This window comes from Desulfopila aestuarii DSM 18488 (assembly GCF_900143695.1).
Taxonomy (GTDB): domain Bacteria; phylum Desulfobacterota; class Desulfobulbia; order Desulfobulbales; family Desulfocapsaceae; genus Desulfopila; species Desulfopila aestuarii.
Window position 1 is genome coordinate 128,538 of sequence record NZ_FRFE01000010.1, and the last position, 22,138, is coordinate 150,675.

Here is a 22,138-nt window from a genome sequence, read left to right on the forward strand (position 1 = left end):
TGAAAAGCTGTCAGCAGCAGAATTGAGGTGCGAGTAAACCATAGTATACCCGAGTTGTCTGACAGGCGGAAGGTGTAACCAACAAAGAGTTTGTATCACAGCAAGCAGGGAGTCATTATGGGAATGTTTCACAAAGTAAAGGTAGGCGACGAGATTATCAGCCCGATTGACTGGGAAATGAGCCCGGAACTGACGTTTGGAACGTTCGAGTCCTGGGGGGGGCGGGAGCGCGTTCGCAATAACGATGAGTGTGTTTACTACTTTTTTGTGGATGACTGGGGTGACACCCCCAAGCTCTGTCTGATGGAGCGGGCGGTTAAGCATGCCCGGGTCGTGGCGGAAATCAAGGCGCCGCTCGAAATGATGCGAAAATGTGTGGATGAGCAAGGCTATGTCGCTCGCTTTGAACAGAGCTTTGCCATCAACGACCAGATTCGTGACTGGCTGATTCGTAATGTCCTCGATGATGGCAACTCCTCGCTGGTGATACCTGTGGTGGAGGAAAAAGAAATTGAGGACATGGGGCCGGCCCTGCCCGGTAAAAAGAAGGCCGGGTTTTCCGGCACCATCGTTTCCCTGCCCGTTGAACCGGCATTTCTGCAGGAAGAAGAAGTCGGTGCTCTGCTCCGGAAATGGAATTTTTTCGAATCGGAGCAGAATCCATCCGGCAACTTTGCCAATGTTTTGATCAATAACGGCAACGATCAGACGGTGGTCGATCTCAGAACCAATCTTATGTGGCAGCGCGACGGCTTGGATATCAATTCCATCCGCCAAATGCGAAAAGCGATTGCCGAAGTAAACGAAAAGGGGTTGGCCGGATACCACGACTGGCGGATGCCCACCGTCGAAGAGGCGATGTCTTTGATGGAGTCCTGTCAGAACAGTAAAGGGATTTACCTGCATCCCTGTTTTTCCAAGAACCAGCCCTTTATCTTTGTCGAAGCCCGCAGAAAACCTGGCGGTTACTGGTTTGTCGATTACAAACAGGGGCGGCTGTTCTGGTCGTCAGGTACTATTCCCGGTGGTTTCGGCCGGTTGGTACGTTCGTTGAGCTGATCCATTCTCCTTTCTTTTCCCCTTGCCGGGTCCGGATTATTCTGGGCCCGGCCATTCTGTTGTGCCATTTCTTTTTTTGCCTGTTGGAAATGTCCTGTTTAAACTATCAATTTTTCGGAGTATATTCAGAGTAACAGGACCGTTCGGTTTTGCCTCGCCTTTCCGGCGGCTCGGTATCGCGATTTGTCGATGTCGGGGAATTTTCTCAGATAACAAATGTATTGTTCGATCACAGGTGACTACGGTGATTTGCCATAATGTTGTTTGTGGCTCCCATAGGTGTATGTGGCATGGAAGAGGGTGGGAAAGTGTTGCAAATGGTTGGAGTGGCAATGGCGGCGAGAGGGAAATGTGCCTCAAGGGTGGTGGCAGGTTGTATAATTCTGTTGTTTTTGGCGACAACCGCACATGGTGACGGAACCGGTCGTAAACCCACGCCTGCAGAGCAGGAGTTTTACCGTTCGACCCAGGACGCACTGGCTGCGGCCTTGCCGGCCGATGTACCGGAAGGCTGGGAAATAACCGACCAGGCGGAAAGCGATGAGCTCGAAGTTGTCGGCATCGAAACCGGGACCAGGCCAATGGAGGTGACGTATTACCTTCAGTGGACAAATGTGGCCCTGCAGGAGCAGGGTGAAGAGAAAGCTGCTGACCAGATATCGGCGATAACCGGGAGTTCGCCTGTAAGTGATGAGGATGTTGCCGAGTATGAGCGGCTGGCTGTCAAGGTTGCCGAGGCAGCGGCAGCGGGCGATATTGAGACCGTGCGGGTTCTCCGACAGCAGATGGCGGAGCAGGCTGCCGTTTTCAATAAGGCCTTTGGCGAGGTCGATGAAAAGATCGTTGAGATCAATCGGGCCATTACAGCACCTGATTCGCATGTGGCCATGTATCTGTTTGCCAATCGTTTGTCCCAGTCGCTTGAGCCGGGTGCGGTGCGTACCGTTGTGGCCGGTTACCCTGCCTTTCGAGCAAAAGGGTATTACACCCCATCGGGCGAATGGCATGAGGAGACGACCACGGTGTTCATGGGGAAGGGATGGTTTGCCACTCCGGGTGATGCTGCCTATCAGGTTTCTGTTGTCGCAAAAGCGCCGCATACCAGTCTGCAGACTGTGGTTGCTGTGATCGAAGCTGATCCCAGAAGGACGGGATCTATTGTGGAAATGATCGACTGGCCGGCGCTTCAGGCTGCGCTCGATCAAAACTAGACGTCTATTCGTACGGGAGAGTTCGATATGCGATTTCGGGTGTGGCTGAAGTTTCTCTCTGTCATGGTGCTGCTGTTGCCGGTTTCGGCGCTGTGTGCTGAAAAACCACGGGTCATGCTGATCCTCGACAGTTCCGGTTCCATGTGGGGGCAGATTGATGGCAAGGCGAAGATTGAGATTGCGAGAGAAGCGCTGGGCGAGATTATCGACACCATTCCTGCGGAATATGAAACAGGTCTGATGGCCTATGGTCACCGCCGTAAAGGTGACTGCCAGGATATCGAAACGCTCGTCGATTTTGGTCCCCATAGCCCGGCGGCGATGAAAAAACGGATCGCCGAGATCAGCCCAAAAGGTAAGACGCCGCTCAGCGCCTCAGTGCAGATGGCGGCTAAGACGCTCCGCTCCACGGAAGAGAAGGCAACGGTCATCCTTCTAACTGACGGGCTTGAGACCTGTGATGCCGATCCCTGCCAGGTGGCTGCCGATCTGGCCAGGAGTGGGGTCGATTTTACCGTTCATGTGGTGGGCTTTGACCTGAGTGAAGGGGACCAGGGGCGGTTGCGCTGTCTGGCCGACAAGACCGGCGGGCTGTTTGTCGCGGCTGGTGATGCCAAAGCCTTGAAAACAGCGCTGGCGACCACCGTCGAGAAGGTGAAAGCGCCGCCTCCGCCAGTGGTGGAAAAGCCGGGTACCGCCACCCTGAATGGGCCGGCTCAGGTGACGGTGGGAGAGACGTTTTCCGTGAACTGGCAGGGTCCAAACAGCCGTAACGATTTTATCTGTCTTGCCAGCCGCGACCAGAAGAAGCAGGACTGCTGCGATTATATCTATACTGAGCAGGGGAATCCGGTGCAGCTGGCGGCGAAATGCGAGGCTGGCGACTATGAACTGCGCTATATTCACGGTTACAGTGACACGATTATCAGCCGGGAGGATATTGCCGTTGTCCCGGCCCAGGTCGAGTTGCAGATTCCGGCGGCGGTGAAGGCCGCTACCCCGGTTGAAGTCACGTGGCGTGGTCCAGGTTACCCGACCGACTATATCTCTATTGCCGAAGGTGACCAGCCAGGTCATAGCTATCTGAACTATACCTACACCAGCACCGGCAGCCCCTTGAAGGTGCAGGCCCCATCGATACCCGGGACTTATGAGGTCCGTTATGTTCTCGGCCAGGGCGACACAATGCTGGCAAGAAAATCGTTAACGGTGGAACCGGTGACGGCAACAGTCACTGCTCCACAGACTGTCGATGCCGCGGCAAGTTTTACTACCCAGTGGCAGGGGCCGAACAATGACAGGGATTATATCTCCATTGCCGTACCGGCAGAAGATGGTTCAAATTATGCGACCTACGCCTACACCAGCAACGGAAACCCTGTGACCCTTACTGCTCCGTCAGCACCGGGAACCTACGAGGTGCGTTATGTTCTCGGTCAGGATGATGTTATCCTGGCTCGTCAATCCCTGGAGGTGAAGGGTGCCGGTGCTCAGATAGAAGTTCCAGCTACGGTCAATATCGCCAGCGGTTTCAACGTCCAATGGCAGGGGCCGAATAACGAGAGAGATTATATCTCTATCGCTTCGCCGGGAGATGCCGGTTCAACCTACTTGACGTATAGCTATACCAATACCGGTAACCCGGTGAAGCTCGTTGCGCCGTCAGCGCCGGGAACCTACGAGGTACGGTATATTCTTGGCCAGGATGATGTTATTCTGAGCCGGCAGCCCCTGGAGGTGAAGGATGTGGGGGCCCAGATACAGACAGCGGCTTCCATTCCGGCGGGGAACACTATAGAGGTGAACTGGCAGGGGCCGAACAATGACGGTGATTATATCTCTCTTGCAAGAGCGGATCAGGGCTCGGCCGACTATTTATATTACCAGTATACCACCGCCGGTAGTCCGGTAACATTGAAACTTCCCGTCATTCCCGGCAACTATGAGGTGCGCTATATCCTTGGCCAGGATAACAGATTGCTGGCAAAGCAGGTGGTAGAGCTGACCCCGATTACAGCTGGGGTGCAGGGGCCTGCTTCCGCTCCTGCTGGAACCGAAATTGAGGTTTCCTGGCAAGGGCCGAATGCGGAGATGGATTATATTTCCATCGCCAGGCCGGGGGAGGATGGCAGCAGTTACGCCCAGTATGAGTACACGAACGCCGGCAATCCGGTGAAAGTGATGACCCCTGAGGAACCTGGCGAGTATGAAATCCGCTATATTTTCGGAGATGGGGATACGATCATGGCCAGGACCGGCCTGAAGATCGAGTAGATGTTCTCTCGATGCATCTGTCTGCTTTACCGACGGGCGACTGTGTCTGCTCCCGTCGGTGAAGGGACGTTTCTCAGTCTTTCTGCAGCAGTCCTTTCCCTTTTTGATAATAGTGTTCCATCTCCGCTGCCGGAACCATGCTACCGCCGGTGCCCCAGACTACATGGGTGCTCTGGTGCAGCTGTTCAACCAGTCCATGCTTCTCAAGATATCTCCTCGATGAGCTGACCCACTCTATCCCGTTCATGCCGGCCAGGGCAGAGGGTTCCATAAAGATCTTTTCATTGTCGGCCAGAAGGGCGAGATGGCGGTACATGGTATCGTCGGCAACGGTGAAGACTCCGTCAATGAGCGGGGCCAAAATCCGGCCGATAAAGCCGGATGGCCTGCCGACTGCCAGTCCGTCGGCAGCGGTGATATTATCGAGTCCGAAGTCCTGCACGGAGACCCGGTCATGCAGGCCGGTGGCGAGGCCGATGAGCATGCAGGGCGAGTGGGTCGGTTCAGCAAAAAAGCAGTGAACGTTATCGCCGAAGATCTGCTTGAGGCCAAAACTCACGCCGCCAGGGCCGCCTCCCACCCCACAGGGCAGGTAGACAAAGAGCGGATGGGTTTCGTCCACCATGATATCCATGGCCGCGAGCTGGGCGGCTAACCGTGTGCCGGCCACTGCATAGCCGAGAAAGAGGTCCGTTGAATTTTCATCATCAATAAAATGGCAGAACGGGTCATTCGCTGCCTGTTGTCTTCCTGCGGCCACCGCCGCGCCGTAATCGGCACGGTACTCGATCACCGTCACTCCGTGACTTCTGAGCAGCTCCTTCTTCCACTGCCTGGCATCGGCCGACATATGCACAGTCACCTGAAAGCCCAAAGCGGCTCCCATGATGCCGATACTGAGGCCGAGATTGCCGGTTGAGCCGACAGCGATGCGGTATTTTCCGAAAAATCTGCGACAATGCTCTTCGGCCAGGAGCCCATAATCATCGTCAACGGTGAGCAGATTCTGGGAAATGGCCAGCGTTTCCGAATGCTTCAGCACCTCATAGATCCCGCCACGCGCCTTGATCGAACCAGATATGGGCAGCAGATTGTCGCATTTCAGTAAAAGTTTCCCCGGCAATTCATGGCCGGATCGTGTAACGAGAATCCGTTGCATGGCCGGGATCGGTAGAAGCGGCGATTCGATGATGCCAGATGCTGACGCCGTTTCTGGAAAAACCCGGGCTATAAACGGCTGAAACCGCTCCAGCCGGAAGCGGGCGTCGTCGATATCTGACGGAGAAAGTCCGGTCTTGGCAAGTGCTGTGGTGCAGTTTTCGGTGGTGGAATTGAACCAGCAGGTTTCCCGGTAGGCGATGATATCTCTTAGAGCGGGAAAGGTATCACACCAGCTGTCAATACTTCTGCCCTGTATGTTTTTCATCGGCTGGTGCTTTAAGCGCAGGTCGCCACCAGCTCTTCGAGGCGGGCGGCATGCTGCCGCTCCTCGTCGATGATGGCATCGAGTTCCCGTGCGGCCCGCTCGTCATCGAGTAATCCTTGCAAAAACTCATAGAAAAGAATGGTGTCATCCTCAAAGGCTTTGGACTGGGTGAGCATCTGGGTGAGTGTTTCAGTGCGATTTAACTCTTGCTGATCAAGCGAGAAGGTCTGATTCGCCATCATATCCTGCAACAGCGATTGTCCCATTTTTTCCAGCTCGGCGTGTTCGGCCGGCACTTCCGCCTCTGACTGCAGTTCCTCAAACCATTGGAGATGGCGCTCTTCCTCATCGGCCATCCAGGCAAGTAACTCGCTGATACGCGGATCCTTTACCTTTGTTGATGCTAGCCGGTAGGAGGATTCGCCGTTTTTTTCGATCTGGATTGCTATGTTGCGGATGTCGGTAATTCTAAACATTGTTGTCTCGTGTTGCTGATGATGAAAAAATGACAGTGGGCAATACCGAATTGAACACGGAAAATGCCAGTATTGCCAAACTTTACACCGTATCGTCGCTGAAAACAGCAGAATTTTTCAGCTGTATGCCGGTCTATGAGTGTTAATGTATATTGACAATGCACACATGAATTGTACAATTAGGGCAAATGTACATGTACATTTGCGGCGAAGCCGGAAATGAGGATTGCGGGAGGGTGTTATGGAACTGACGGAAAGACAGCAACGTTTTTATGATTATCTGGCGGAGAAAATTCGTGAAGACGGTCGTGCGCCCAGTTTGCGCGAGGCGGCGTCGGCGATGGCGATCAGTCATAATGCCGTGGCGCAGCTCATCAGCCAGCTGGAGAAAAAAGGGGTGTTGGCGAGAGAAGGTCATTACAGCCGTTCCATCAGGTTGTTGCCCGAAAATGAGGAGGTGCAACCTGTCCCCGGTCGTGCCCGTGAACTGCCGATCATCGGTCAGGTGACGGCCGGTCTGCCTATGTATGCCCAGCAGGAATGGGACGGTTCGGTCCTGGTGGACAGTGTGCTCTTTCCCGGCGACAACCTGTTCTGCCTGCGCATCAAGGGGGACTCGATGCAAAATGCCGGCATCCTGAACGGTGATCTGGTGATCTGCGAGCCACGGCAATATGCGGAAAATGGGGAAATCGTGGCAGTGCTGGTGCATGGAGAGGAGGCAACGGTGAAACGGTTCTTCCTCCATCCCGACCATATTGAGATGCGACCGGAAAACGACAACTACCCGGTCATGCGCTACTCTTTCGGTGACCTGTTGGTGCAGGGCAAGGTAGTTGGCGTGATACGTGGCGACAACGGTGTCTTTGGCGGGAGCAGCAAAAAACGATGAGCAATCAGCCTGGAAGGGTAATGCTGCCCGGCGGGGGGGGCGGACGGGGCTGCTCGGTGCTGCTGGGTACCTGCGGCTATTCCTACACCGAGTGGGTGGACAGCGGTTTCTATCCGCCCTCCACCCGGACTGCGGATATGCTGGAACTGTATTGCCGCGTTTTTTCGACGGTAGAGTTGAACTACACCTGGTACCAGATGGCCCGGGCTGAAGCTGTGGCTCGCATGGCGGCCAAGGCACCTGGCCATTTTCGTTTTTCCGCCAAGCTGACCCGGACCATGACCCATGAACGTGATGCTGAATGGCCGAAGCAGGTGCAGCTGTACCGGGAAGGCATTGCGCCATTGAAGGATCGGTTGGTCGCAATTCTGGTGCAGTTGCCTCCTGATTTTGACAGGACCATGGAGAATCGACGCTATTTGGCGGCGCTGCTTGATGGGTTACAGGATCTGCCGGTGGCGGTGGAGTTCCGCCACGGCAGTTGGGCGACGGACAGTGTCTTTAAGGAACTGGAACGACGTAAAGTGACGCTTGTCACCGTCGATACGCCGCAGTTGCCTGGGCTTTTTCCGACCCTTGATGTGGTGACCAATCCCGCGCTTTTTTACGTGCGCTTTCATGGCCGCAACATGGGCGGCTGGCGGTCCGGCAACATGCAGAAAAAGTTCGATTACGATTACAGTGGTGAAGAGCTGGGTGAGTGGCGCCTGATGCTGGACCGTCTGGCGCACCAGGCAGAGCGGGGTGTGATTTATTTCAATAATCATGTCCGGGCCCAAGCCCCGAGAAATGGGCAGCGGCTGCAGAAAATTCTGGCGGGGTTGGGTTGAGAGGGTTGAGTTATGTACCGGGAACGATCAATTCTCCATTTCAATGTGGCCGATTTTGCCGTGGCGGTGGAGCGGGTGGCGGACAGCAGTCTGGCACGGCGGCCGCTGATCATTGCCCCGCCTGCGGCGGCCCGCTCGGTGGTCTTCGATATGAGTGAAGAGGCCTATCAGGCGGGGGTGCAGAAAGGAATGTTCCTCAATCAGGCGACCCGCCTCTGCCGCGAGGCCACGGTGTTGCAACCCCGGGTGGAGCTGTATCGGAGGGCCATGGCCGGCTTTTTAAAACGGGTGCAGTATTATTCACCGCAGGTGGAGCATGGGGTGGAGGATGGCCATCTTTTTGTGGATGTCACCGGCACCCATAGGCTGTTCGGTCCGGCCCAGGATGTGGGGCTGCGGGTTCGTCGTGAGGTACGCGACGGGCTCGGCATCAATCCGATCTGGACCCTTGCCGGCAACAAGCTGGTGGCCAAGGTCTCGTCGCGGCTGGTCAAACCGGTGGGGGAGTATATTGTCGCTCCCGGTGAGGAAGAAGTGTTCCTGGCACCGTTGCAGATCGGCCTGCTGCCTGGCGTATACGGAAAAGAGTTACGAACAATGGGGGAGTTGCAGATATCCACCATCGGCCAGCTTGCGGGGTTGAGCCCACGGCAGTTGATGGTGGTGTTCGGCAGTCGCGCCAGCTGGTTGCATGGGGCGAGTCGCGGCCATGACGACAGTATGGTTATGGGCGGGGTGCAGGAGGCTATGCCGGTGGATCATGAACACTGTTTTACTCCCGACACCAACGACCGCCAGGAAGTGGAGGCGGCCCTCGCCACCCTGATTGCCCGGGTGGGCAGCGAGCTACGGGCGCGGGGCAAGGCGGCCAGGCGGGTGGGGATCTGGCTGAGGTATTCCGACGGCAATCACGTGGTCCGGCAGGCTTCGGTCAAAGAAGGAACATGCAGCGACTTCGGGTTGCGTCGTCTGGCTATGGATGCGCTGCAACGGGCTTGGCTGAGACGTACCCGGCTGCGGTCTATACGGCTGGTCTGCGACCGCTTGCACCGGCAATCTCCCCAATTGACACTCTTTCCTGAGACCTCTGTAGAGACGAGGCGGCAGGAAAAATTGCTGGGTGCCATGGACGCTATTCGCGGCCGTTACGGTAAAAGGGTGATTGCTCTGGGGCGGCAATGTCCGGATGAGCCGGAACCAGACAACACCGACGTCGTCTTTCACTAATAGATTCCGTTTCTATACGAGTTCCGGTATTGGTATGGTTCCTCTGCGTGTCCGCTCCTCTTATTCCCTCCTGCGGGCGACCGGTTCTCCGGCAGCGCTCTGCCGTCTGGCCGTAACACTCGGTTATGCCACCCTGGCCTTGACCGATCGCGACAACCTCTATGGCTTGTGGAGTTTTCTCGCAGCCTGCAGGCGAGAACAGCTGCACCCTATTGTCGGGGCAGAACTTTCAGAGACGGAAGGCGACCGGGTGGTCACCTGTCTGGTAAAAAATATTGACGGATATCGTAACCTCTCGCTTCTTCTCAGTAAACGCCATGCTGGCGAATTGGACGTTGAAAAGGACCTTGGTGGTCATGCGGAGGGCCTTTTTCTGCTGGGTCGTGACCGGGAACTGCTGGAGATATTGCATCAGCAAGGTGTGCAGGTGGCGGCAGATCTTGGTCCGCGGCCTACTGAGGCGGGTCGCAGCCTGCGGGAGTGGGCAAAGTTGCGAGGGGTTCCGGCCGTGGCCACACCGGACAGTGCTCTTGGCAAAGAAGAGGATCAGGATCTCTATCTACTCCTGCGGGCAATCGCCCATAACACCAGTATCAGTCGGCTGGGCGAGGTTGAGCCGCCGGAGGTGCAGTATGTGCTTGAACCGCCTTCTGTCTATCGCGAGCGGTTCGCGGTCTGGCCTGAGGTGATCGGGGCAACGGAACGGCTCGCTGCTGAATGCGCCTTTGCCGGACCCGCATTTGGTATCATCATGCCGCCCTGGCGACATGACCATGAAGGAGAGGCAGGGCGGATGTTGCGGCTGAAGGCCTATCAGGGAGCCTGCCGCCGGTATGGTGACGATCTCGGCGAACCGGTAGTGGAGCGGCTGGAGCATGAGCTGCGGGTGATTGAGGAGATGGGCTACTCCTCCTATTTTCTGGTGGTGCGTGATATTGTCCATCGAAAAGGGGCAGACGGGCATCGGATAAAACGACGGATCTGCGGGCGAGGCTCTGGAGCCGCCTCACTGGTTGCCTACTGTCTTGAGATCACCAATGTCTGTCCCATCAAGCATAACCTCTATTTTGAGCGTTTTTTAAATCCCGGCAGAACTGATCCGCCCGATATCGATGTGGATTTTGCCTGGGACGAGCGTGATACGGTGCTGCAGGAAGTACTGTCGGATTTTGCCGGTCACTCGGCCATGGTCGCTAACCATATCATGTTCCAGCCGCGGATGGCCATCCGTGAAACGGCCAAGGCCTTCGGGATGCCGGGATCGGAGATTTCACGGCTCACCAAACGTCTGCCGTGGCTTGCCGACCGTAACGAAGGCAGTCTGCAGCAGCGATTGGAGCAGTTGCCGACGCTGCGGGACCAGGATCTGTCGGAACCCTGGCCGGAGATTTTGACTTTGGCCGCAAGATTGATCGGTATCCCCCGTTATCTCTCGGTTCATCCCGGCGGGGTGGTCATCACTCCCCGACCGATCCGGGAATATGTGCCGGTGGAGTATGCGGCCAAAGGTGTTCCCATTATTCAATGGGAAAAGGACGGAACGGAAGAGGCGGGGCTCGTCAAGATCGATATCCTCGGTAACCGCAGTTTAGGCGTCATCCGCGATGCCGTAAAGGCGGTGCAGCGGCAGGGGGGCGAGCTTGATGAAATGCACTGGAATCCGGAAGATGATCAGCGCACCCGTAGTGGGGTGGCACGCGGCACCACCATGGGCTGCTTTTATATCGAGAGCCCTGCCATGCGGCTATTACAGCAAAAGGCGGGCAGCGGTGATTTTGAGCAGTTGGTGATTCAGTCCTCGATTATCCGGCCGGCAGCCAACGAGTTTGTCCGCGAGTATGTTCGTCGACTGCATGGCGGAGCCTGGCAGCCCCTGCATCCGTCGGTGGGTGACGTACTCGACGAGACCTTCGGCCTTATGGTCTATCAGGAGGATGTTTCCCGGGTAGCGGTGGCTATGGCGGGTTTCAGCCACGCCAGGGCTGACGGTCTACGGAAGGTGATGTCGAAAAAAGACAAGGAACTGCGACTCGCTGATTATCGTGAGCAGTTCTATCGTGGTTGCGGCGAGCGAAATATCGGGGCCGAAGATATCGACCGGGTCTGGAAGATGATGATGAGTTTTGACGGCTATTCATTCTGTAAACCCCATTCGGCTTCCTATGCCCGGGTTTCCTACCAGGCCGCATATTTGAAACACCACCATCCGGCGGAGTTCATGGCTGCGGTGATATCCAATCAGGGTGGTTACTATTCAACGATGGCCTACGTCTCGGAGGCGAAACGACTGGGGCTTACCATTTTGCATCCGGACGTGAATCGTAGCAACGAACGGTGGAGCGGCGAAAAACGGACGATTCGGGTGGGCTTGCAGGCCATCCAGGGGCTGTCGCAGAAGAGCATGGCGCGGATTGTTACGACGCGGGAACAACGATCTTTTAGTGATCCGGTGGATTTCTGGAGTCGGGTGTTGCCGGCAGAAGATGAGGCGCGGGCTCTCATCCATGCGGGTGGTATGGATAGCCTCGATACTGGTGGTAACCGGACCATGTTGCTCTGGCAATGGGCCAGTTTCCAGAGGAATCGGACACTGTCGGCGACGCATACCCTGTTTCCAGTACGATTGCCCGAGCCACCGCCGCTTTCTCCGCCGGATCAGCGTAGTCGCCTGATGCGGGAGTATGGGGTGCTCGGTTTTCTTTGCGACTATCACCCGATGGTGTTGATGGGCAGGCTGCCAGGCGGACTCGTGAAGATGGTGGACGCACCCCGCCATGTGGGGCGTCGTATTCGCTGTGCCGGTTGGCTGCTCACCGGGAAGCTGGTCTCCACCAAAACCGGGGAGGTGATGGAGTTTCTTACTTTCGAGGACGATACCGGTATGCTGGAAACCACCTTTTTCCCTGAGGCATACCGGCGGGCGGCGCATATCCTGCAAAGCGGCAGGGGCTATATTCTGACTGGTATTGTGGAAGCCGATTATGGTGCGCTCACCCTCACAGTGGAACAGGTGAGCGCGATCGGTGAGGGCGCAAGGCCAAGACCGGGTTCTGCTCAATTATAGGATTTGGGGATGGTTTCGTCTTTCCTGCTGTTGGCCAGGAGGTCGCTGGCCTCTCTTTCCTTGCGTGCGGACAGGATATGCGGGTACTGGCCGTAGGCGAAGTTCACCAGCTGTTTGAGGTCGCGCCACATGGTTTCACTGCCCATGATGGCGACAATAAACGTCGCTTCACCGTTACTGAATTTGCCGACATAGGTCTGGCGAGCAGCGAGTGTATATCCGGTTTTACCTCCCTCTGCCCCTTCAATACGCCATAGTGCCTTGTTGTGGTTATAGAGGGTGTTGCCTTCATCGGTGGTAATGGAGCGCACTTTCATGCGGGCGGAAAAATTGTCGTCACGCATGGCTTCCCGAAAAATGAGGGCAAGATCACGGGCTGTGCTGGTCTGGTCCTTGGCGGTCAGGCCGGTGGCGGTCTTGCAGTTCGTGTGGGTAGCGCCAAAGTGGCTGGCTTGCAGGTTCATGAACTCAGCGAAGTCACTTTCGTTGCCGGCAATCATCTCTGCCAGGGCTACACTGGCGTCGTTGGCCGAGCCAAGGAGCACGCCGGAGATCAGCTCATCGGCACGATATGCTTTCGCGGGATCAAGATACATTTTCGAGCTCGGCCGGGACGCAGCCTCACGACTAACGGGCACCGCTTCATCACCTGCCAGGGAGTGGATCGCAATGATACCGGTGAGTACCTTGATGGTGCTTGCCGGTTGCCGGGGCTGATCGGGCTCTTTGGCAAAGATGATGGTGTCGTCGGCATCATCAAGGATAATTACGCTTTTGGCTGTGATATTCTGCAGCTCTGCCGGAACGGTCGCAACCGTCTGGCCGGCAGCAGCCTCTTCAGGGGAGACGGTCGGGAACCATTTCACCGCCGAGATACTTCCTTCCTGCCCGAGAACTGCTACTTCGGCTCTGGCAATAGGTGATGTCTGAAACGATATGAGAACTGCCAGACCGATGAGCGTGGACCGGAAGGCGCCTGGACGAAGACCGTTGGAGATACGGGAAAAAAACAACATGTTCACCTGAAAGTGGATTGCGGTGTGCCTGCCGGAGCAGAACGTGTACGATTTTTTGAATTTGTATTCTGGACAGAACAACTTGTCAAGAACGTTTTCCCTGTAGTTACAAGGGCTGGAGCAGGAGTAGTACCTCTTCGGGATTGACCTCTAACAGGTGATTGTGTAAGATTCTCGGCCAGGCATAACCATTGAGTCTGACAATCGATTTTCTGAAAGCGGTTCGTTCAAGGGCGGGTTGAAGAAGTGTTTTATCGTATCTGCAAAAGAAATAATGGCGCTATGGGTATGGTAATATTCAGAAATTTCATGCCATCCTTGGAAAGCGACGATGTTTTGCGAGCGCATTACTTGAGGGCTGAGGTGAAATATGATGGTTGATACGGATGTCCGGATGACGCTAAATTATATTCTCGACTCGAGCCGCATGAAATATGGCGACCGACCAGCTGTGGGCATGGCGTTGGAGACACCGCTTTCTTACAACGAAATGCATCATCATGTCATTGCCCTGGCGTGCTATCTGCTCAAGGATGGGGTTTCCAAAGGGGACCGGGTTGCCATCCTGGCTGAGAACTCCCACTTTTGGGGGCTTGCCTATTTTGCCATTGTCCGGTTAGGAGCGGTGGTGGTGCCGATTCTTCCCGATTTGCCGGAGAGCGATGTACATCATATTCTGAATGAGATGCAGGTGCGGGTGCTCTTTACTACCCAGCGGCAGATTGAAAAAATCTATGAGCTGAAAAAAGAACTTGCCGGTTCGGTCATCACCTTGGATGACTACCTTGCTCCCGGTGATGTGATCAAGGTCACACCATTTTCCAAGTTGCTGGCTGAGGCGACGGCAGAAATGGATTCGTTGGAAGATGCGCCTTCGTTTGCCGAACTGGAAGAAAACGATATTGCGTCGATCCTCTATACCTCAGGTACCTCCGGCTACTCCAAGGCGGTGATGCTGAGTCATAAGAATCTTACCTCAAATGCCTATTCCGCCTCGAGGTTGATGGAGATTCCTCCGGGAAGTGTTTTTCTCTCCATCCTGCCGATGTCCCACACCTATGAATTCACCATGGGTTTTATCATGCCACTGCTCTGCGGGTGCCATATTGCCTATGCTGGCAAAACCCCGACTCCAGCAATCTTGCAGAATCTCTGCCAGCATGAAAAGCCTTTTGCTATCTTTGCCGTACCGCTGGTGCTGGAGAAAATCTATAAGAAGCGGGTTCTGCCCCAGATTGAAAAATCAAAGCTTTTATCCCTGGCCTGCAAAACCCGGCTGGGCAGGAAGATGATTTACCGGAAGATCGGTGATAAATTACTCCAGTTTTTCGGGGGTAACCTGAAGCTTATGGGGATTGGCGGTGCTGCGTTGAACCCCGAAGTGGAACAGTTCCTGTACCAGGCCCGTTTTCCCTATCTGATTGGTTATGGTTTAACAGAGGCAGCACCGCTTTTAGCAGGTGGACCCATGGGTGATAGAACAATCGCCATAGGTTCTACCGGCAAACCCATTCCTGGTGTTGATGTTCGGATTGTCGATCCCGATCCGGAGACGGGAGTCGGTGAAATTCATGCGGCTGGTCCCAATGTCATGCAGGGGTATTATGGCGATGTGGAGAGTACCAGTGATGTGCTTGCCTCTGATGGTTGGCTGGCTACTGGAGACTTGGGGTTTATTGACGAACAGGGCAATCTGCATGTCCGGGGCCGGTCAAAAAATGTCATTGTTATGGCTAGTGGCGAAAATATCTATCCGGAGGCAGTGGAACACCGGATGAATAGCTTTCCATGGGTCGTAGAAAGCCTGTTGCTGGAAAACAATGGCCAGCTGGAGGCATGGATCTATCCCGATTATGAGGTATTGGATGAAATCACCGCCGGCAAGAGTCGGAGTGATCGACGAGTCTGCATCGAAGAGCTGTTTGAAGAGATGAGGCAGCAGGTCAATACTCAGGTTTCGGCAAGTTCACGGATAGCCAGGGTCTTTGAGCGCCGAGAACCGTTTATCAAGACTGCGACACACAAGATCAAGCGCTATCTGTATAACGAGCATGGGATGATCGGGTAATTGAATCTATATTTTTTGCTACTGCAGACTGGAAAACGATGATGACCGTATTGAAATCCAAGAATTGCTCAACAGTTTGAACATACTTGATTTTCAGGTACCGTTTAAAACCTTCTGAATCAACTCGGCAATGTCCTTTTTAGCGATCGGTTTATACACGAAGGCATTTATACCCAAAGAATCGGCCTTTTTTTCATCCATCTTAATGCTGTAACCAGTGCAGAGAATTATAGGGATATTCGGTCTGAGTGCACGCATCTTCAACACCAGTTCCTCACCTGATAAATCAGGCATTATCTGGTCGGTAATCACCAGGTCGTAATTGTGAGGTTGATCTGCAAATGCTGCCAGTGCTTCTCTGCTGCTGGTTCTCAGGTCCACGGTATATCCGAGACGGCTGATCATTTTTGCCCCCATTTCGGCGTAGCTCTCTTCATCATCAACAAAGAGTATCCTCCCCATGCCTTGCGGGATTTTTTCAACGGCTTCGTCTTCCTTCTCCTCAACAGCTGCCGGTTCGTCTGTCACAGGGAAATACAGATGGAAGGATGTACCTTTGCCACGTGTACTTTCCACAGTGATTGCTCCTTGATAACTTTCCATGATGGTATACACGATGGAAAGTCCCATGCCGGTTCCTTTGCCAACTTCTTTTCGGGTGAAAAACGGATCAAAAACTCTGGCCTGAGTTATGTCATCCATCCCGCAACCGTTATCAGTAAAGGAAAGTTCAATATAATTGCCTGCCAGTATGTTCAGTTGATGGGCTTTCTGAGTATCGAGTTGAACCTGCTGGAGACAGATTTCAATGATCCCTTTCTCCCCCGTTGCCCAGACCGCATTGGAAAAGAGATTCATGAGTATCTGCTGGATCTCGGTCGGGTCGGCCAAGATCTTGCCACAAAATGGCAAGATCGTTTCTTGAATAGCAACTGAGGAAGGGATTGAAGACTTGATAAGTTCAATGGATTCTTTGATGAACGAGCAGAGGTCGATCGAGATGTTTCTCCTTTGTGACTGGCGGCTAAAGGTAAGGATCTGTTTGATTAAATCAGTAACCCGATAGGAAGCTTTTATGACATTGTCAAGTTGGGCTTTAACAAAACTGCCCTGAGCAACTTCCTCACGGGCCATTTCCGTACAACCCATGATCACTCCCAAAAGATTATTGAATTCATGGGCTATTCCTCCAGCCATCGTTCCGAGCGCTTGCATTTTTGCAGCCTGTTGGAGTTGAGACTGGAGCCTTGTATTTTCCTCCTCTGCCTGTTTTCGCTGTGTTATATCAACATTAACACCGATGTATCGCAAAACTTTTCCATCAGTGCCAATTTGGGGGGCTGCTAGCCCATACACCCAGGTTGTTTTCTCTTCTTTATTTTGAAAACGGTACTCTTTTCCCCAACTCCCCTGGGAGGCTACCATCTTCTGCCAGCTGTCGAATACCATTTGGCGGTCATCAGGGTGAATGCCGTTAATCCATCCCTTCCCAAGAGCTTCCTCAAGGGAAAGACCCGCCATATTGCGCCAATACTCGTTGACATAGAGACATTTTCCATCTGGTGTAGTCAGGTATATGCCTACCGGAGCTAATCGGGCAATGAGGTGAAATTTTTCCTCGTTCTCGAGCTGGGCTTTCTCTGCCTGTTTTCGTTGGGTGATATCCTGAATAGTGCAGATCATGCCTGCATATTTTCCATTCTCAACGAGGGGCACGAGCCAACCGGACTGAATAGTATCTCGGCCGGCTGGTGTTGTTACACTGGCCTCATATGACTTGGGCTGGCCATCCGTTCGGGCGTCAAGATAAAACTGAAGAAAATGTTTGGTTGTTTCTGGCTTGAAATCTTCAATGACACTCAGCCCCAGCATATTCTCGGCCTTTATCCCAGCGATTTTTTCCATGCCAGGGTTGAAGAATATGAGACGATCGTCTTTGTCGGTCACCCAGATTCCTTCCTGAACGCTATCCAGGATGAGTTTGTAGAAATGCCTCAATTCCTCAAGCATTTCCTTTGCTTGTCGTATCTCGGTGATGTCTCTTGTATTGGCGATTACACCCGAAATCTGATCATTGCTGTTCCTGTACGGAGAATAGGTTATATCCACAAATCTTCGACCCAATGTGGGATAGTCAAACCATTCCTGGTAGTTGATAATTTCACCCTTCAGGCACTTGTCAAAATTCGGTTGTATAAACTGCTCGAAGACCTCCCGGCCAAGGTATTCTGGTACTGTCCGCCCTATGAAGTTTTTCCGATCTACTCCAGAAAATTTTTCATACGCCTCGTTGACGATGATGTACCTGTAGTCTCTATCAAGCAGGGAGATACCATCCGGTGTCGATGAAATAATATCCCGGTATGCCGTCAGATCTTGAATAGATTTCTTATTCTCACGCTCGACTTGCTCTAATTCCTGGACTCTTCTTTCCAGTTCCTCGTAGCTGGGTTTGTCGAGCATTTTTCTCACCTCACAGCGAGTTTGAATATACCTTCGCACATTGCTTTGCCGCTAAAGGGTTGCAAAGCGCCTATGCTTTATCCCTGAATCTGCCTTAAACACAATTGAAAAAGATCACTCTGCCCGAATTATCGTGTGTGCCTGTCGCAGGATATGTTCTGATATGGTTATACCCAAGGTGTTGGCTGTCTTGAGATTGATAGAAAGATAATCTTCGGCTGTTTCCACCGGCAAGTCGCCGGGTTTTCTCCCACGTAAAATCTGGTCAGCCATCCGCGCCATTTGTTTGCCAACCATGAAACCATTGAAGCCAAAACCAAAGAGGGCTCCTCGTTCTGCCATTTCCAAGCGCGTGCCGGAGAGTATAATTTTCTTTTGGTTTGCTACTTTTGCAAAATCCTCGACACGCGACATAACCATACCGTCCCGCGGAAGAAATATCGCGCCCACATCATCTGGAAATTCGGCGAGGAGAATATCGATTTCTTTATGATTTGATACCTGCCTGGCATCAAGGGTCAACTTGAACAATTCCGCTGCTTCTCTGGCCTTTTCTACCGAGATGACGGAACTTTTATCGTTTGGATTGTATGGTAAGAGAATTTTTTTTATTCGTGGAGCAATCCGAATCGCCCATTCCAGCTGTTTGGCTATGCTGTCGGTCAGCATCACCCCGGTGATATTATCACCCGGGTGTCGCTGTTCAGCAACTACGCCAGCACTCATCGGGTCGTTTACTGGCCCGAAGACCACCGGAATTTTATGGTTGCTGGTAGCTTTCTTGACGGCCAAGGCCACCGGCGTGGTAGAGGCAAAAATAAGATCAGGATTTTCACTTACTACTTTTGCTATGTCAGCATCCAGGTTTTCCAAGTTCTGAAAGGTGCCATGAAAAAGATAAATTGTGTTTTTGCCTTCAATATACCCTTTTTCCTTCATTCCCTCCTTAAAGCCATCCAGGGTGGTGACATTGTGCTTGCCATAGATCACCGCAGCGATCACAACGTTATCCTTTTTCCCCTCAGCCCAAACAGCCTCTGTGGATATAAGTAAAAGACTTGAAACCACTACCATTCGCATTATTAACAGCAGCCAATTTACTCTCATGACCCCTTTTCCCCTCTTGTCATTTGTGATACCATCCCAGAGGTGCCTGACAATAAGCATTATTGTAATAGTATAGCAGCCAGGAAGAGATCACCAAGAGAAAACATTGTGAAAAAATTTCCTTTTCTTCGAAGTTTGCGCTCACGTCTGACCCTGGCCTTTATCGGCCTGGCCGTCGGTCCAATTGTCGTTGTGGGTCTTGTTCTTTCCTTCAAAAGCATTCATTCCTTGAAAAATGAGGCAATAGCCCACCAGCAGATCGAAGCTGAACGCATCGGCATTGCAGTCGAGGATTATGTGCATGAGCTTGAACGGGTCCTTGAGTTGACCTCCAAGGCTCATGGCTTCTTGTCACTCATGGGCCCGGAAAAGGAGAATATTCTAGAGGAACTCATCGCGTACGAAAATCGTTTTGAAGCACTTACGCTGGTTGACAGTGACGGCAAGGAGTTGGTCCACTGCAACCGTATCAAGGTCGTATCCCATTCTGCCTCTGTCGACCATGCTAATGACCCCGCCTTCCAGCAGGTTGTGAAGCTCAAGACCAATTATTTCAGTCCGGTACAGTTTAATACTGTCACAGGCGAGCCTTATCTAACCATTGCGATACCTCTTCAATCGTTGCAAACCGGAGACATTGAATATGTTCTCTTTGGATCGGCTCGCTTAAAGAAAATATGGGATCTTCTGGCCACCCTATCACATACCGACCAAACGATTTTCATCGTCGATGACAAGGGCAATATTGTTGGACATCCGGACCCCTCCGTGCCGCTTGGTGGTAAGAAATTTCAGATTCCAGCCAATCCCTCCGGAATTGTTTCCGGATTGAATGGAAGTGAAGTCGTCATGGCGACCAAACGCCTGGAATTTGGCGAACAATCGATCTATATCGTTGCCCAGATGGAGGTTGACAAGGCGCTGGTCCTGGCCAGAGAGATAATCTCAATCAGCTCGATTGTGGTGATTATCGCACTGCTTCTGGCTGCCGGTTTATCTTCTCTGGTTATTGGCTCTATTATCCGACCCCTGCAGCATCTTTCCTCTGTTGCGCGCACCATTCAACAGGGTGGGCTTGATCAGCAGGTCGAGTACAGTCAAAACGACGAGGTTGGCGAACTCGGTCAGGCCTTCAACGAGATGACCTCGAGATTGCGTTCGACGATTGAAAATCTTGAACAGGAAGTTGCTGAACGAAAAAGTGAGATAGCAGAGCGGCTAAAGGTTGAAACAGCCTTGAGCAATAGCCGGAGGATGCTGCGCCAGATCCTTGATACCATTCCTCAGTCGATATTCTGGAAAGACATTAATGGTTTCTACCTTGGATGCAACCAGGTATTCATAGAGGCGGTAGGACTCAAATATCCGGAATTGATTGAAGGCAAGACAGATTTCGATCTGCCCTGGCCGAAAGAGGAAGCCGAGGCCTACCGCGCCGATGATAGAGAAGTAACACAGTCGAACAAACCGAAAAGGCATATAATCGAACCGTTGCAACAATCGGATGGTAAGAGATTGTGGATTGACACCACAAAAGTGCCGCTGCTCGATGAAAATGGCAAAGTCTATGGCATCCTCGGTGTGTATGAGGATATCACTGAACGTCAACGGGCTGAAGAGGAAAAACAAGAGCTTGAAAAACGGCTGCAACAGGCTCAAAAGATGGAAGCCATCGGTACACTTGCAGGCGGCATCGCCCATGACTTCAATAATATCCTCGGAGCAATACTTGGTTATGCGGAAATGATCCGGGAAAATCTTCCGTCCAACCCGGAAATCATTGGTGATATCGATCAAGTCATCAAGGCTGGCAATAGGGCAAAAGAGCTTGTTAAACAAATACTTGCCTTCAGCAGGCAGTCTGAGACGGAAAAAATACCCATACAGCCAGCAATCATCATCAAGGAAGCCATCAAACTGTTACGTCCTTCACTGCCGACAACCATTACCATAAAACAGGATATTGCTCCAGACGTGGGTACTATTCTGGCCGATCCAAACCAGCTCCATCAGGTGCTCATGAATCTCTGCACCAATGCTTTCCATGCCATGGAAATACATGGTGGAACACTGTCCATTTCATTGCATACGAAGGTGCTCACCCCGGAAGAACTTGGCGACAATCCAAAAATACAACCGGGCAATTTTATGCAGCTGTCAGTGAGAGATAGTGGCACTGGGATTCCCCCGGAGATCAGGAAGAGGATCTTTGATCCGTATTTTACCAGCAAGGAGATTGGCAAAGGTACAGGTATGGGCCTTGCCATGGTCCACGGAATAGTACAGAGCTGCGGAGGATTTATTACTTTTGAAAGTCAGCTTGGAGAGGGAACAGTTTTCCATGTTTTCCTGCCTCTGGCAGAGACCCTTGCTTCACCGGAGATCGAAGCTCTGGAGAATATCCCGTCTGGCAAGGAACACATTCTTTTGATTGATGACGAGGATCTGCTTCTGGAGATGGGCAAAACCATGCTGGAACGACTGGGCTACAAGGTTACTATTAGGACAAATGGCATTGCGGGGCTCACCACTTTCCAAAATCAGCCGGATATGTATGACCTCGTGATTACCGATCAGACTATGCCGGGCATGACCGGAATTGACATGAGCCGCCGCATGTTACAAATACGTCCGGACATACCGATAGTTCTCTGTACCGGCTATAGCAGTGTAATTTCTGAAGAAAAAATTAACGCCATGGGAATTAAAGGATTCGCTATGAAACCTCTCGCTAAAAGAGACATCGCCGTACTGATCAGGAAGGTGCTAGAGAGGTGAGGGAAGGTGTTTAAAAAGAACCGAGCATTTGAGTTCAAGTATTTTAAATGAAATCATCTCAATATTTTTGTCTTAACCAAAAGTATTGAGATTGTCATGAATTCTGAAATATATGAAAAATTATAGTTAGTCAACGGGGGATGACATGCGAAAAAGAGGTTGCCCGTTTTAGCTCGTAAATAGGGTTCTCTGAGCCAGGTTCGGGAGCTGAAACGTCACTACCTGTACCATTTACGAGGGGGCATAA

At 52.7% G+C, this 22,138-nt stretch carries 14 protein-coding genes; 9 read left to right on the forward strand and 5 right to left on the reverse strand.

Going from position 1 to position 22,138, the window contains the following annotated elements; all coding sequences use genetic code 11:
- The first annotated feature begins 117 nt into the window (after positions 1 to 117).
- The 3 genes from BUF15_RS11810 (at position 118) to BUF15_RS11820 (ending at position 4,544) form a co-directional block, all read left to right on the forward strand.
- Positions 118 to 1,059, forward strand: a complete 942-nt coding sequence (locus BUF15_RS11810) for an Lcl C-terminal domain-containing protein (RefSeq protein ID WP_073613689.1) — start codon at positions 118 to 120, stop codon at positions 1,057 to 1,059.
- 290 nt (positions 1,060 to 1,349) lie between these two features.
- Positions 1,350 to 2,270, forward strand: coding sequence for a hypothetical protein (locus BUF15_RS11815; protein WP_073613690.1), 921 nt, complete (start codon positions 1,350 to 1,352; stop codon positions 2,268 to 2,270).
- Between the two features lie 27 nt (positions 2,271 to 2,297).
- A complete protein-coding gene (locus tag BUF15_RS11820) occupies positions 2,298 to 4,544 on the forward strand; it encodes a vWA domain-containing protein (RefSeq protein WP_073613691.1) in 2,247 nt (748 codons plus the stop codon).
- 73 nt (positions 4,545 to 4,617) lie between these two features.
- On the opposite strand, the gene BUF15_RS11825 is transcribed toward BUF15_RS11820, so the two are convergent.
- Both BUF15_RS11825 and BUF15_RS11830 read right to left on the reverse strand, forming a co-directional pair.
- Entirely contained in the window at positions 4,618 to 5,970 is a 1,353-nt protein-coding gene (locus BUF15_RS11825) for a D-serine ammonia-lyase (RefSeq protein WP_073613692.1), read from the reverse strand.
- A gap of 11 nt (positions 5,971 to 5,981) precedes the next feature.
- Positions 5,982 to 6,446, reverse strand: a complete 465-nt coding sequence (locus BUF15_RS11830; RefSeq protein WP_073613693.1) for a ferritin family protein — start codon at positions 6,444 to 6,446, stop codon at positions 5,982 to 5,984.
- Between the two features lie 241 nt (positions 6,447 to 6,687).
- Here BUF15_RS11830 and lexA point away from each other — a divergent pair, with 241 nt between their 5' ends.
- The 4 genes from lexA to BUF15_RS11850 are packed head-to-tail and all read left to right on the forward strand — an operon-like array spanning position 6,688 to position 12,459.
- Complete coding sequence (gene lexA, locus BUF15_RS11835; RefSeq protein ID WP_073613694.1) at positions 6,688 to 7,338, forward strand: transcriptional repressor LexA; 651 nt, start codon at positions 6,688 to 6,690, stop codon at positions 7,336 to 7,338.
- On the forward strand, positions 7,335 to 8,168 hold the full coding sequence (locus BUF15_RS11840; RefSeq protein ID WP_234981162.1) for a DUF72 domain-containing protein: 834 nt from the start codon (positions 7,335 to 7,337) through the stop codon (positions 8,166 to 8,168). The genes lexA and BUF15_RS11840 overlap by 4 nt, the downstream gene beginning before the upstream one ends.
- Before the next feature lie 12 nt (positions 8,169 to 8,180).
- Positions 8,181 to 9,395, forward strand: a complete 1,215-nt coding sequence (locus tag BUF15_RS11845; protein ID WP_073613695.1) for a DNA polymerase Y family protein — start codon at positions 8,181 to 8,183, stop codon at positions 9,393 to 9,395.
- A gap of 34 nt (positions 9,396 to 9,429) precedes the next feature.
- A complete protein-coding gene (locus tag BUF15_RS11850) occupies positions 9,430 to 12,459 on the forward strand; it encodes a DNA polymerase III subunit alpha (protein WP_073613696.1) in 3,030 nt (1,009 codons plus the stop codon).
- Here the strand turns inward: BUF15_RS11850 and BUF15_RS11855 are convergent.
- On the reverse strand, positions 12,450 to 13,475 hold the full coding sequence (locus BUF15_RS11855; RefSeq protein WP_073613697.1) for a D-alanyl-D-alanine carboxypeptidase family protein: 1,026 nt from the start codon (positions 13,473 to 13,475) through the stop codon (positions 12,450 to 12,452). The two genes, BUF15_RS11850 and BUF15_RS11855, sit on opposite strands and share 10 nt — an antisense overlap.
- Before the next feature lie 370 nt (positions 13,476 to 13,845).
- On the opposite strand from BUF15_RS11855, the gene BUF15_RS11860 reads away from it, so the two are divergent.
- Positions 13,846 to 15,543, forward strand: coding sequence for an AMP-binding protein (locus BUF15_RS11860; protein ID WP_073613698.1), 1,698 nt, complete (start codon positions 13,846 to 13,848; stop codon positions 15,541 to 15,543).
- A 93-nt stretch (positions 15,544 to 15,636) separates the two neighbouring features.
- Here BUF15_RS11860 and BUF15_RS11865 read toward each other — a convergent pair whose 3' ends face one another.
- Positions 15,637 to 18,006, reverse strand: coding sequence for a hybrid sensor histidine kinase/response regulator (locus tag BUF15_RS11865; RefSeq protein ID WP_073613699.1), 2,370 nt, complete (start codon positions 18,004 to 18,006; stop codon positions 15,637 to 15,639).
- A gap of 114 nt (positions 18,007 to 18,120) precedes the next feature.
- A complete protein-coding gene (locus tag BUF15_RS11870; protein ID WP_159441287.1) occupies positions 18,121 to 19,113 on the reverse strand; it encodes an ABC transporter substrate-binding protein in 993 nt (330 codons plus the stop codon).
- Between the two features lie 108 nt (positions 19,114 to 19,221).
- Between BUF15_RS11870 and BUF15_RS11875 the strand changes: the two genes are divergently transcribed.
- On the forward strand, positions 19,222 to 21,891 hold the full coding sequence (locus BUF15_RS11875; protein ID WP_073613701.1) for an ATP-binding protein: 2,670 nt from the start codon (positions 19,222 to 19,224) through the stop codon (positions 21,889 to 21,891).
- Positions 21,892 to 22,138: the final 247 nt, after the last annotated feature.